At 28.6% G+C, this 12,793-nt stretch carries 17 protein-coding genes and 2 tRNA genes; 9 read left to right on the forward strand and 10 right to left on the reverse strand.

Going from position 1 to position 12,793, the window contains the following annotated elements; translation table 11 throughout:
• Positions 1-3 precede the first annotated feature (3 nt).
• Positions 4-76: transfer RNA gene (locus Q0881_RS11795), tRNA-Gly, on the forward strand.
• A 33-nt stretch (positions 77-109) separates the two neighbouring features.
• On the opposite strand, the gene Q0881_RS11800 is transcribed toward Q0881_RS11795, so the two are convergent.
• On the reverse strand, positions 110-760 hold the full coding sequence (locus Q0881_RS11800; protein ID WP_299160452.1) for a rhomboid family intramembrane serine protease: 651 nt from the start codon (positions 758-760) through the stop codon (positions 110-112).
• Positions 761-851: 91 nt separating this feature from the next.
• Between Q0881_RS11800 and Q0881_RS11805 the strand changes: the two genes are divergently transcribed.
• Entirely contained in the window at positions 852-1,763 is a 912-nt protein-coding gene (locus Q0881_RS11805; RefSeq protein ID WP_299160453.1) for a lysophospholipid acyltransferase family protein, read from the forward strand.
• Between the two features lie 58 nt (positions 1,764-1,821).
• On the opposite strand, the gene Q0881_RS11810 is transcribed toward Q0881_RS11805, so the two are convergent.
• From Q0881_RS11810 to Q0881_RS11820, 3 genes are all read right to left on the reverse strand, one after another.
• Positions 1,822-1,897, reverse strand: a tRNA-His gene (locus Q0881_RS11810).
• A 55-nt stretch (positions 1,898-1,952) separates the two neighbouring features.
• Positions 1,953-2,669, reverse strand: coding sequence for a bacillithiol biosynthesis deacetylase BshB1 (gene bshB1 / locus Q0881_RS11815; RefSeq protein ID WP_299160455.1), 717 nt, complete (start codon positions 2,667-2,669; stop codon positions 1,953-1,955).
• Positions 2,670-2,707: 38 nt separating this feature from the next.
• Entirely contained in the window at positions 2,708-4,117 is a 1,410-nt protein-coding gene (locus Q0881_RS11820) for an MATE family efflux transporter (protein ID WP_299160458.1), read from the reverse strand.
• Between the two features lie 171 nt (positions 4,118-4,288).
• Here Q0881_RS11820 and Q0881_RS11825 point away from each other — a divergent pair, with 171 nt between their 5' ends.
• From Q0881_RS11825 to Q0881_RS11840, 4 genes are all read left to right on the forward strand, one after another.
• Positions 4,289-5,047, forward strand: a complete 759-nt coding sequence (locus Q0881_RS11825) for a DUF2520 domain-containing protein (protein ID WP_299160460.1) — start codon at positions 4,289-4,291, stop codon at positions 5,045-5,047.
• Positions 5,031-5,558: an HAD family hydrolase gene (locus Q0881_RS11830; RefSeq protein ID WP_299160463.1), complete on the forward strand. Its 528-nt coding sequence runs from the start codon at positions 5,031-5,033 to the stop codon at positions 5,556-5,558. The genes Q0881_RS11825 and Q0881_RS11830 overlap by 17 nt, the downstream gene beginning before the upstream one ends.
• Positions 5,559-5,603: 45 nt before the next feature.
• Complete coding sequence (locus Q0881_RS11835) at positions 5,604-6,029, forward strand: DUF2147 domain-containing protein (RefSeq protein ID WP_299160465.1); 426 nt, start codon at positions 5,604-5,606, stop codon at positions 6,027-6,029.
• A gap of 1,056 nt (positions 6,030-7,085) precedes the next feature.
• A complete protein-coding gene (locus tag Q0881_RS11840; RefSeq protein WP_299160467.1) occupies positions 7,086-7,310 on the forward strand; it encodes a hypothetical protein in 225 nt (74 codons plus the stop codon).
• Positions 7,311-7,463: 153 nt separating this feature from the next.
• Here the strand turns inward: Q0881_RS11840 and Q0881_RS11845 are convergent, their stop codons facing one another.
• Positions 7,464-8,717, reverse strand: coding sequence for a hypothetical protein (locus tag Q0881_RS11845; RefSeq protein WP_299160470.1), 1,254 nt, complete (start codon positions 8,715-8,717; stop codon positions 7,464-7,466).
• Between the two features lie 136 nt (positions 8,718-8,853).
• On the opposite strand from Q0881_RS11845, the gene Q0881_RS11850 reads away from it, so the two are divergent.
• Both Q0881_RS11850 and Q0881_RS11855 read left to right on the forward strand, forming a co-directional pair.
• Entirely contained in the window at positions 8,854-9,096 is a 243-nt protein-coding gene (locus Q0881_RS11850) for a hypothetical protein (RefSeq protein ID WP_299160473.1), read from the forward strand.
• A gap of 44 nt (positions 9,097-9,140) precedes the next feature.
• Positions 9,141-9,317 (forward strand): hypothetical protein, encoded by a 177-nt coding sequence (locus Q0881_RS11855; protein WP_299160475.1) that lies wholly within the window; start codon positions 9,141-9,143, stop codon positions 9,315-9,317.
• A 164-nt stretch (positions 9,318-9,481) separates the two neighbouring features.
• On the opposite strand, the gene Q0881_RS11860 is transcribed toward Q0881_RS11855, so the two are convergent.
• The 3 genes from Q0881_RS11860 to Q0881_RS11870 form a co-directional block, all read right to left on the reverse strand.
• Positions 9,482-10,084, reverse strand: a complete 603-nt coding sequence (locus Q0881_RS11860; RefSeq protein WP_299160478.1) for a hypothetical protein — start codon at positions 10,082-10,084, stop codon at positions 9,482-9,484.
• Between the two features lie 571 nt (positions 10,085-10,655).
• Positions 10,656-10,814, reverse strand: a complete 159-nt coding sequence (locus tag Q0881_RS11865) for a hypothetical protein (protein WP_299160480.1) — start codon at positions 10,812-10,814, stop codon at positions 10,656-10,658.
• Positions 10,805-10,960, reverse strand: a complete 156-nt coding sequence (locus Q0881_RS11870) for a hypothetical protein (RefSeq protein ID WP_299160483.1) — start codon at positions 10,958-10,960, stop codon at positions 10,805-10,807. Before Q0881_RS11870 ends, Q0881_RS11865 begins: the two co-directional genes overlap by 10 nt.
• 171 nt (positions 10,961-11,131) lie before the next feature.
• Here Q0881_RS11870 and Q0881_RS11875 point away from each other — a divergent pair, with 171 nt between their 5' ends.
• Positions 11,132-11,281 carry a hypothetical protein gene (locus tag Q0881_RS11875; protein WP_299160485.1) on the forward strand — a complete coding sequence of 50 codons (150 nt, stop codon included), beginning with the start codon at positions 11,132-11,134 and terminating at the stop codon, positions 11,279-11,281.
• A 139-nt stretch (positions 11,282-11,420) separates the two neighbouring features.
• Here Q0881_RS11875 and Q0881_RS11880 read toward each other — a convergent pair whose 3' ends face one another.
• Positions 11,421-12,539 carry a hypothetical protein gene (locus tag Q0881_RS11880; RefSeq protein WP_299160487.1) on the reverse strand — a complete coding sequence of 373 codons (1,119 nt, stop codon included), beginning with the start codon at positions 12,537-12,539 and terminating at the stop codon, positions 11,421-11,423.
• Between the two features lie 75 nt (positions 12,540-12,614).
• Positions 12,615-12,788, reverse strand: a complete 174-nt coding sequence (locus Q0881_RS11885) for a hypothetical protein (RefSeq protein ID WP_299160490.1) — start codon at positions 12,786-12,788, stop codon at positions 12,615-12,617.
• Positions 12,789-12,793 lie beyond the last annotated feature (5 nt).

Below are 12,793 nucleotides of genomic sequence, written 5' to 3' on the forward strand. Positions count from 1 at the left end.
AATGCGAGAGTAGCTCAGTTGGTAGAGCGTCAGCCTTCCAAGCTGAATGTCGCCAGTTCGAACCTGGTCTCTCGCTCAAAAAAAATCCGAAACATATGTTTCGGATTTTTTATTTATTTAATTTTAATTTATCTCCAAATAAAAACATTACCAAAATAATAACTCCCATAATTCCAATCATTATAGGCTTATTACTTATCACACTAGGTCTTAATAGCAATGTTAAAGCATAACCTCCTATTACACCTCCTAAATGTGCAGAATGCCCTATATTCCCTACCTGATTCTTCATTCCATAAATTGAGTACACTAAATACCCTATCCCTAAAGCATATGCAGGAAAATCTATAAATGGAAAAAATAAAAAACTATAAGTCTTGTCTGGATACAGCATTATAGCAGAAAACATAATACCAGAAACAGCTCCAGAAGCACCAACTGCACTATAATAGTATTCCTGTTTATGCTGATATAAAGAATACATACTTCCCAACAATAAGCTCGCTAAATAAATCAAAGCAAAATTTATTGTAGAAAAACGACTTATCACTAAATCTCCAAAAAGATAAAGAGCATACATATTAAAACCTAAATGAGCCCAATCTGCATGTAAAAAACCAGAACTTATCATTCTAATTTTGTCTCCGTTAAGAATTTTTTGCACTTGAAATTTATACTTATCAAAAAAAACAAGATCGTTAAATCCTTTATATGAAATTAAAACATTTGCTACTATTACTATTAAAATAATCTGACTCATAACTTTCTTTAAATATCAGCAAACATAATCAAAAGTTAATAAACTAAATGATTGATAATTTAATCCGATATTTGCGTTTTAAATTTAAAGCATGCAATTACTAATTTTTATTATTGTTTACCCTATAATTTGGCTAATCTCTAGATTACCCATGAGAATTTTATACCTCTTTTCTGATCTTTTTTTCTTTATCTTATACTATCTAGTTGGCTACAGGAAAGAAGTTGTTGAATCCAATTTAAAAATAGCCTTTCCAAACAAAAATGACGCAGATATAAAAAATATTTCTAAAAAGTTTTTCAAACATTTTGTTGATTTAATTTTTGAAAGCGTAAAATCTTTTACTATCAGTGAAAAAGAAATACTAAAACGCTATAAATACAAAAACCCTGAACTTATAAATCAACTTGTAAAGCAAGGAAAAAGCATCGCCTTAGTTGGAGCTCACCAAGCAAATTGGGAGTGGTCTATTAGCCTTCCCCTTGTTCTTGATATCAATGTTACTGGGGCGTATACTAAGCTAGGAAACAAATATTTTGAAAAAAAGGTAAAAGAATCCCGTTCTAAATTTGGCATTAATGGCCTTAAAACTTCAGAAACTGTAAAGGGTATTCACAAAAATTACACAAATAAAATTCAAGCCCTATACATATTACTTAGTGATCAATCTCCACAAGTACATAAAACACATTATTGGTCCGAATTTTTAGGTGTTAAAGTACCTATACATACTGGCGCAGAAATGCTAGCTAAAAAATATGATTTAACCGTAATTAATTATGTTACCAAAAAAACAAAAAGAGGTTATTTCGAAACTCATTTTGAGCTCATAACTGAAACCCCAAAAGAATTTGATAATTATCAAATTACTGACAAATATTTAAAAATTACCGAAAAGAACATTAAAGATCAACCTGAGTATTATTTATGGTCTCATAAACGTTTTAAACATAGAGACAAATATGACGAATGGCTTAAAAACAAAAAAACTTCTCAAAAATAATTGAGAAGTTTTTTTTGCTATAAATTAAAAAAGTCTTCTCTATTCGAGAAGACTTTTTGGGTGGAAGACGGGATTCGAACCCGCGACCCTCGGTACCACAAACCGATACTCTAACCAACTGAGCTACAACCACCATGTAACTTGCGGGTGCAAATATAAGACAGTTTCTAGAATCTGCAAAACATTTTTTTAAATTAATTTACTTAAATTTTCAACAGCCACGTAACGTTCTGTAGTATAACCTTCTGCAAAATCAACTCCAATTAATCTCCCTAAATCTCTTGCTCTATATTCTATACTATCTGTAAAATTTTTACTCGTTATTGGTGTTTCTGGCTCATTACTCTTCGGATCAAAGAACTGAGATGAGTATGCCAGTACTGAATTTACCTTCTGATCTATAAAACCTGTTACATCTACAACAAAGTCTGGTTCTATATTTTTCCATTGAATATAATGATATACTTGCTTTGGCCTCCATTTTTGTTGTTTCAAACCGTCAAGTTCCGTTTCAATTTTCATCAATCCACTTAAAAAACAAGCATCAGAAACTACACTACTACCCTTTGGGTGATCAATATGTCTATCATCAATTGCATTACACAATACAATTTCTGGTTTGTATTTACGTATCATTTTTATAACCTCTAACTGATGCTCTTTGTCATTTCTAAAAAAACCATCTGCAAAGCCTAAATTTTCTCGTACAGAAACACCTAAAACCTCAGCTGCATTAGCAGCTTCTTTATCTCGTAATTCAGCAGAACCTCGTGTACCTAATTCTCCTCTAGTTAAATCAACAATACCTACTTTTTTTCCTAAAGAAATTTCTTTAGCAATGGTTGCAGCACAACCTAATTCTACATCATCAGGATGTGCTCCAAACGCTAATATATCTAGTTTCATTTTTATCTATTTTGATAAGCTAATCTACAAAATCACTATTAAACCTTTACAGTTTTCCATTTTCCTTTTTTAAACAGCCAAATACCTATTATTGCTATTAACACCTCTGCTAAAGTAATTGCAGTAAAAACACCTATTGGTCCAAAATCTAAGGTTATTGCCATTATGTAAGCGAATGGCAATTGAAATAACCAAAAACACACAAAATTTATATAAGTTGGTGTTTTGGTATCGCCAGAACCATTAAATGATTGAATTACCACCATTCCATATGCATATGCTATATAACCTGCTGCTATAATTTGTAAACAAAGCCCTCCATTTTCAACCACTTCTGGATTGTCTGAGAACCAACTTAAAAAAGTTGGCGCAAAAAACATATAAATTAACGATACTGACCCCATAAAATAAGCACAGTATTTACTAGTTAACCATACCGACTTCTCTGCTCTTTCTGGTTGTTGTGCTCCTAGATTTTGCCCTACCAAAGTTGCAGCTGCATTACTCATTCCCCAGGCAGGCATTAAAGTAAACATCATTACTCGTATAGCAATTGTATACCCCGCTAACACTTCACTTCCAAATTCTGACATTATACGCATTAGGAATACCCAACTTGATGTTCCTATTATAAATTGACCAATTCCTCCTAAAGAAACTTTTATCAAATTTATCATTAGTCTAGTCCTTATAATTAAATCCTTTATTGCTATTTTTATTTTTCCTGCTCCAAAAAACAAAACTAATAGTTGAGATACCACTGCTGTTCCTCTACCAATAGTTGTTGCTATAGCTGCTCCTTCTACTCCATAAGCAGGTATTGGTCCTAAACCAAATATAAAAATAGGATCAAGAATTATATTTAAACCGTTAGATAAAATTAATGTCCACATGGCTATTGATGCGTTTCCTGCTCCTCTGTATATTGCGTTTATTAAGAAAAGTAACATTACTGTTGCATTCCCTCCCAACAATACTCTTGTATACCCATATCCTTCAGCAATCAAATCAGGCTCACCACCCATTAATTGCAAAATTTCTTTCGGATACAGTATTCCTACTATACTTATTAATATTGAAATAAAAATTCCTAAAAATATAACCTGTACTGCTGTTTGATTTGCTCCTTCTGAATCTTTCTCTCCTGTTCTACGAGCTACCATTGCCGTTGCTGCCATACTTAAACCTATAGCTACTGCGTACACTAAAGTTAAAACAGATTCTGTTAAGCCTACTGTTGCTACTGCATTAACACTTACTCTTGAAACGTAAATAATGTCTACTAAAGCAAATATAGACTCCATTAACATTTCTAAAATCATAGGAATAGAAAGCATAAAAATTGCTTTTTTAATACTTCCTGTTGTAAAATCTTGTTGTTTACCTAAAACGGCATCTTTAAAAAGTGAGAATATTGTTTCTTTTGATGTTTGATTACTATCAGTCATTATGTTTTTTTTAATATAGAAATGTGCTCGAGAGAATTCTCGAGTATTATTGGGAGTTACAAATCATGTAACTAAACTATGGAAGTGGACTTAAACAATCATAAGACTACAAAGATGCAAAAAATATTTTTAATGATTTTACTCTTGTAGAAAATTAATATCTTCGTGGTTATGGTTAAAATTGTCATTGTTGGAGGTGGAAATGTTGCGACTCATTTAGTTAAAGCTTTTAGTAAAACTAAAGAAGTTTCTTTGGTTCAATTATATGCTAGAAATTACGAACATGTAACACATTTAAAACACTATACTCCTATTACAAACAATATAGAATCTTTAGTGAAAGCTGATATTTATATCATTGCTGTTTCTGATGATGCTATTGCTGAAGTTTCTTCAAAAATTAATCAAAAAAATAGTTTAATTGTTCACACCTCTGGAAGCGCTTCATTAAACTCACTAAAAAACAATGGCAGAAAAGGTGTTTTCTACTTATTACAAAGTTTTTCTAAAGAAAAAAATGTTGATTTTAGTACAATTCCTTTCTGTTTAGAAGCTGAAGATAAAAACGATTTAATTCTTTTAAAAAAACTTGCTTATTCTATTGGTGAAAAAATATACGATATTAACTCTGAACAGAGAAAAAGATTACACGTAGCCGCTGTTTTTGTCAATAACTTTACCAACCATATGTACAAAATTGGTTCAGATATTTGTTCCAAACATAAAGTTCCTTTTGAAGTTTTACTTCCCTTAATTCAAGAAACAGCTAAAAAAATAACTGAATTGACACCTGAAGAAGCTCAAACTGGCCCTGCTAAAAGAAACGATCAAAAAACAATTCAGAATCATTTAAATTTACTAGATTCTGAACAACAAGAAATTTATAAATTAATTACAAAATCAATCCAAAACAATGGAGAAAAGTTATAAAGAAATATTACCTCAAATAGACACTTTTATTTTTGATGTAGATGGAGTTTTAACCAATGGTATTGTTACCGTTTTTCCAGACGGTCAATTAGTACGTCAAATGAATATTAAAGATGGTTATGCTCTAAAAGCTGCCGTAAAAACTGGCTTTAGAGTATGTATTATTTCTGGTGGTAAAAATGAAGGTGTTCGTACTCGTTTAGCGAATTTAGGTATTACTGATATTTATTTAGGTGCTCATGACAAAATAAAACAATTCAACGAATTAATTGAGAAATACAATTTAAATCCTGAGAATGTGTTATACATGGGAGATGATATTCCTGATTTCCCTGTAATGAAATTAGTTGGTATGCCTTGCTGCCCAAATGATGCCGTTAGAGAAATTCAACAAGTATCAAAATATATTTCTGATAAAACCGGAGGAAATGGTTGTGCTCGTGATGTTATTGAACAAGTTTTAAGAGTGCAAAAAAAATGGGATAGCAATTTTGATGCTCAATATGATTAATTGGAATGATTCTTGAAATTTTCTTTATATAAAATTCTTAAACAAATGAAAAAATTACTTTTTACTTTCTTATTTATAGCTCTTAGCACTTCTATTTATTCTCAATCTATTTTTGGAAAGTGGCAAAATATTGATGAAGAAACCAATAAAGTAGATTCTGTTATTGAAGTATACGAAAAGAATGGAAAAGCTTTTGCTAAAATTATTGAAATAACCGATGAAGATAGACAAAATGCTGTATGTGATAAATGTAAAGGCAAACGTAAAAACATTCCGATATTAGGAATGAATATTTTAACTGGATTAAAAAAAGATGGTGACGAATGGTCTGGGGGAAAAATTTTAGACCCTAAAAACGGCAAAGAATACAAATGTTATATAAAACTAGAAAACAATAACAAATTAAAAATCCGAGGATATATAGGTTTTGCTGCTTTTGGAAGAACAGCTTATTGGTATCGTAACAAATAACTACTTATAAAAATATTTATATAATAAAAAAATATTATATATTGTAAAAGTCTTAATGAGAAATCATTAGACTTTCTTTTTCATAGCAATTTCCCTACTTAATTTTAAGTAGGGTTTTTATTTACTCCTTATTCTTTACATAAATGATCAAGTAAACTTAGGTTCTTTTTCAAACTAAATGTACTTAAATTTCATAAGTTTAAAAATTCTTAAAATAGAATTTGTCTAGGACATTTCTTTTACTAAGACTTTAAACTTATATGCAAATTAGGTAGGGTTTTTCTCGTTTAAATAGTTCTATTTAAAACTTGTCTTCATTATGAGAAAAATAAAATCATTTGTACTATTCTTAGTTTTACTTTTAACTTTTACTCTTTTAATACTTGTTTCATAAACTGAAAACAACCTTAATTTAATAAGTTAGAATTAGCTAGTATGTTATTTTACTTTACTAAATGTTTTACCATACTTATTAAGGAACTGTACTTAATAAAGCTGAACAATTAATGTTTGTATGAAGTAAGATTCCATTCAACCTATTCATGTTCTTTAATAGTAATATACAGTCACTAAATACATTCTTATTAAAAACTATCAAACTAATTTCGACTCTTTCCCTCCTCTTAATATTATAATTATTTAATTGCTTTAAAACAATTAAATGTATCGTTATTTGTTTTTTCGTATATTACATTGAATTACATTGTCTTACAAGAGAAAAATGTAATGAAAAACTATTGAGAGCTCAAAATGTGGGCTCTTTTTTTTACAATTATAATACTATCTTTTCACTTGATTATTAGATTTTAAATTTACTTTTAATAAGATAAATGACTTCCCTCATTGCTTTTGTTTTCTGCTGTTTTTATTATTTTTTACTTTATAAAAAATAGCTATAACCAGCTTAAAACAGAATTTGTAGAAACTCGAAAAGTCTCACTTTTTCCTTTTTTCTAAAACCTATATTACGTTTATATATTTCTTCCTTGCGTTTATGAAGTTTCATTTTTCAATGCCTTCTTTTTTTCTTTTTTTGAGAAATTTAAAATTTAGATTATGTTAAAAAACATTTCAAACTTAGGTACAACTTTGAACAAAAATGAACAACAATTAATTAATGGTGGTAAAGCTGGATATGGTACGGTAACTTGTGAGGACGGAACCACATTTAGTGCTTCTGCTCAATCAATGGATTCTGTAATTCAAGGTGGTAACCGTTGGTGTCAAGATCATGGGCATGGTAGTGCAAGTAATTATCTTTTTACGGGGGGATTAGAATAATTTCAAATCACTTTCTTTAACAAAAAAAGCTCTCTAAAAAGAGAGCTTTTTTAATTCTACACAAACTACACTTATTTTAATATTCGTTTCTAAATTTTTGACATAAAAAACACCTTATAAAAGGTGTTTGTGATAAGTAGTACATTTTTTAATTTACTTTTTATTATCAAGTAATTTTTTAACTAAGATTTTTAATTCTTTAATCTCTTGAGATTGTTTTTCTAGAACCTTAATTTTTTTCTCTTGCTCAATTGTATAAAGTGTTAATTCCTCTATTTTTTGTAATAATTTAGAATTCATTTCTCCTAAAAATATTCCATTTTTTTCTACTTCTTTTGCACTTGGTATATCTTTTAAATGCCCTTTTTCTTTAATATGTTTCTCTACCTCTATCAACGTAGGTAATTTATAATCATCATAGAATACAAAATCAGACCAACCGGTTTCAACTTTTATTTCTTTGGCTCTTATTTTTCCATTTACTGCTAACTTCCAACCATTAGGACTTGTAGTCCCAATACCTACTTCTCCATTTTTTAATGATATAGTTTCAACTAATACATTACCACTTGTCATTGAATGAAAGCTAAGACGAGCATTTGTAAATGAACCGCCATCAAATTTTCCTGAAATTCTTCCTACACGATTTGCCCCTTCTGAATCTGTAGTAGAAGAATAAAATTCAATACCAGATGCATTACCTCTTGTTCCTGAATTATCTAATCTAAGAAGAGTAGCTTCGGAACTAGAATCATTGGATTTAATATGTAATTTAGCACTTGGACTCGTTGTCCCTATTCCAACATTACCATTTTCATTTATACGCATTCTTTCAATTGCATCTGTACTATTAATTCCACTTGTACCAAATGTTAACTGTCCTTTTCTCCCATAAGTTTCTGCTGCTAAACTTTTTATAAAAGAACTTATATGTTTACCATCTAAATCTCCGTTATAAAATTGAATTTCTCCAAGAACTTGATTATTGATAGCATTAACATCTTTGCTTGAAATTCTAAATACAGGAGCATTACTTCCATCTGTTTGTCCACTTGCTATTTCTACATTCCCTCCAAAATATGCACTTCCATTCGGGTATAACCTAAAATTTTTGATGTCACTATATACTCCATAACCAAAATAAGTATAAGAATAATCAGTTGTACCTCCATATGAACCAATTCTAAAATTACTCGAAGTCATTAATGAATTTTCAAATTCTATAAATGATCTTGCCCATCCGCCTCCATTATAGTCAAATTTCCTTTTAAAATGTTCGCCTACTGCCCCTCCAAGAATCGTTATACTTCCTTTTGATGAATTATTTCCTGCAGAATCCCATTGGGCTTCAACTCCAAAACTAATACACATCATAGCAATAACAGCAATTCTAATTTTTGTTTTCATAATAATTTATTTTAAAATTTTAAGAAATCAAAAATATACATTATTAACTTACCACAATTATGTCAATGAACTTTCTGATTTTAATAGATCAGATAACTACACTTTTACTTTATTTTGTTTTTATTATTTTTACTTTATGAAAAACAGCTATGATCAACTTAATATCGAATATGTAGAAACCCAAAAGGTTTCTTCTTTCGTCAAATTCACAACTATCGTTTTAATTTTAATTTTTACTATAATTCCATTAGCAGAATTAATTGATGTGTTAGACTATAATTATGCTGCTCCAAATACTATACATGGTTGTTTGGCTGGTTTATATGACACATTTCCATCTGAACCTTTACAGTTTAAATCACTTCCAACAGCAAAATAATTATTGATTAAACTACAATTAATTTATAATCTCTATTTTTGAAAATGATTAAGAAAATTCTACTATTCATTTCCTTTATTATTGGTTTATACTTACTTTCAATATTCATTAGAATTGCTCCTGAACACAATAATGATATTGGCTATATCTTAGCACTAGTATTTCATCTTCTAGTAATTTCATTATTACTCTATTTTGGAATTAAAAAATCAAAAAAATAATTACACTTATTTTAATATTCGTTTCTAAATTTTTGACATAAAAAAACACCTTAAAAAAGGTGTTTGTGGTAAGAGTATTTTTGATTTCAAATTAATCATTAAAAAGGCATAAGTTATTTTCCACCATATCTAAAGTAAATTAATTCGCTTGAATATACATTTTGTTAGTTGCTAGTTTTTATTGTTTTAATAGTACTTAATAAAATTCCCGAGTTCCAGTCTAATTTGTAATAATATGCTTGATTCAAATTTGTAGGATCATCAATTGAATAGATCACAAAATAGTCGAAATACTCTTTCATTTCAACTTTATTCCATAAAACCAAATGTTTTTTTATTGTAACACCTTTTCTACTTATTAAAGTCTTTAAAATTTTAAAATCAATTCCCGAATTATACTTTTCTATATTTTTTAGACACAATTTTTCAATAAATGTTTGCCATAGTGCATCTAAAATTTTGTTTTGTTTATTTGCTAATTGAACTTTATTAAGCCCATAATAACTTGAAGAATTCAATTTAATTATTTGATTATCGTGCGTTTTAATCTCAATTTTATATTCTCTCCCAAATGTAAAATACAGACCAGTAATCCACTCCAATCCAAAACGATAAGCTTTAATATCCTTATATTTAATAAATTCGATTTTGTCTTCAAAAAATGTAGAACTGTCAAATTCAATTCCCTTTTTTTTAAATCGAAGAATTCTTTTTTTTCGGTCAGAAAGACCTCTTTTTATGAAAGTGTCTAAAATTATTTTACCCAAAAGATTTGTTTAGTTTCAAACTGCAGCTAACTTATTTATGCCTCTATAAAATACATACATTAACTAACCTTGATTGTAGCTTCATTTGTACATTATAAATAGATGTTAAATGTATAAAATATATTTATCTTACCACAATTATGTCAATGAACTTATTCAGTTTTTAGGACCTGATAAACTACAGTTTTCATTAGTTTAGTTTTAACTATTTTTATCAATATTTATAATTGCTAATTATGTTTGAAAAGTTTCAATTTCTTAATATTATTATCCCTCCTATATTACTTTTATTAGTACATCTTTATCTAAAAAAAAGAAAAATTAAAGACATTTATAGAATTTTAGTTTTATTAATCCTTTTCATAATTTATCTATTTATATTTAAACCTATACACGGTTAAACTTTAATCAAACTACTGTTTATTTATAATTATCTTTTATAGCTAACTATCAATTATTATAAGCTACCTTGCTGTACTTATTATATTTATATTTTAACGGTTTCTATAATAAGTTCTATTATTGGAGCCCTTGACTAATGACGAGGGCTTCTCTTTATATAAATTAATAACTACTGTTTTTTTGATTGTTTTGCTTTTTCTCTATCTGCTTTCATTTTGTCTTTAATATGTTGTGGTAAATTTTCTTGAGCCTCAAAATCAAATGTTATTGATTTAGTTCTTGCTTGGGCATCTAATACCCAAGCAGGAGTATTTTCATCTATGGACATGGTTTATCAGGGTCAACACATTCTAGGTTATCATATTCCTCTTTGGTTACAGTTACATATCCTTGCTTATCCAAATAAAGAGTTAACTCCATAATACCAATCTCGTTTTCTTCTAAGAACTTTTTTAATTTAGGTTTCCAAGCCATTTTGTTTAATTTTAGTTTTCAATCTCTTAATTAGGTGGATTGATTAACCTACACTTTTTATATTATTTGTTAATTATAGTTAAGTAAGGTTTTTCCTTACTTTTTCTACGGTTTTTTCTAGTTACTTTAGTTTTTAACTACTTATTTTTAAAGAATCTAAAACTCCAAATTATGTTAGAAAACATTTCAAACTTAGGTTCATTGTTGAAAAAAGATGAACAAATTTCTATTAATGGCAGTGGTAAATCATGCTATAAATATTTCGATTGTATTGAAAGATATATTAATACTTGTATACCGTACATAGAACCTTGTCCATGATAAAATTAAAGCGAGCTTCGGTTCGCTTTTTTTATATACACATCCTTCATACTACTGTTATTTTAATATTTGTTTACTTAAATTTTGCACATAAAAAAACACCTTAAAAAAGGTGTTTGTGGTAAGTTATATTATATATCTATTTATTTTTTTGCTTCAAAAGTTTTTCTACCAATAATTTTAATTCATTAATCTCTTTATCTTGTTGAATAGTATACAAAGTTAATTCTTCTATCTTTTGTAATAGTTTAGCATCCATGTCACCTAAATAGAAACCATTCTTTTTTACTTCAGCTTCACTAGGAATATCTTTTAAATGTCCTTTTTCTTTAATATGACTTTCTACTTCTTTTAACGTCGGTAACTTATATTCTTTTTCAAATACAAAATCTGACCAATTAGGAAATGCTTCTACTTTTATTTTCCTTGCTCCTATAGAACCTTCAACGGCTAATTTATGAGTTCCCGTATCTCGTGTACCAACCCCTACATTTCCATTGTCTAGAAAATTTACATTATCCTTCCAGCCTCCTGAAAAATCTGTTTGAATCACTAAAGAATTAGCATATCTAGCTATTCTATTATTTGCTTTTGATAAAGGATTTGTATCATAAATACCTAGAGCTGCCCCTGATTTTGATAAAGTTAATGTTTCACTTGGACTTACTGTACCAATTCCTACATCTCCAGAAGAGTTTATAATAAACCGTGTAGTATTAGTTGAATAACTATGTATTGAAAAATCACCATCTTTATTTTCCCTTAATTTAATACCCCATCTATTAAGACCAGGATTTAAATTACTTTGACCAACAAATCCAATTACATTATTTGATCCTGATATTTGTAAAGATCCATCAGAATAATTTCCAATATTTGAAGTGTTATCAACTATTTCTAATTTAGATTTTGGACTCGTAGTTCCAATTCCCAAATCACCATCTTTATTTAAATAAAATTTTGCGTACTTTAATTGAGCACTTGCTTGTTCTCCATCACTTATATTCGTAACACCAATCATAAAACTATTTGCATGATCAGTATAAGGATTCCCTATAAACCAATTATTAGTTTGCCCAGTACTAAATATACCTGCACCTCTGTAATCGTTATGGCTTTTAAGAAATAATCTAGAAGCAACGTATCCTGTTCCATTATCTGCGTTTATTTGAAAATAACTTTCTGATTCATTTTGGGAATTTATTCCTAAACTCATTCCTATTAAAGCTAGGATAGCTATCTTAGTTTTTGATCTCATAATAATTTTTAAATTTTAGAAATGCAAAAATAAACTTTTTCACTTACCGTAATTATGTTAATGAGCTTTTCGGTTTTAATAGATCCGATAACTACATGTAGAGCCATGGAAAAAACCAACTTTTGGAGTATATACCAATTGATACAATTTTGCTCCTTCAAAATCGCTTTCTAATAAATTTGTTTCTCCTATTTTTAGAGTTTCATTTACTACTTTTTCTAATTCTTGTATAAATTCTTTTAATTTCATTTTTT

It is taken from the genome of uncultured Tenacibaculum sp., assembly GCF_947494125.1.
Taxonomy (GTDB): Bacteria; Bacteroidota; Bacteroidia; order Flavobacteriales; family Flavobacteriaceae; genus Polaribacter.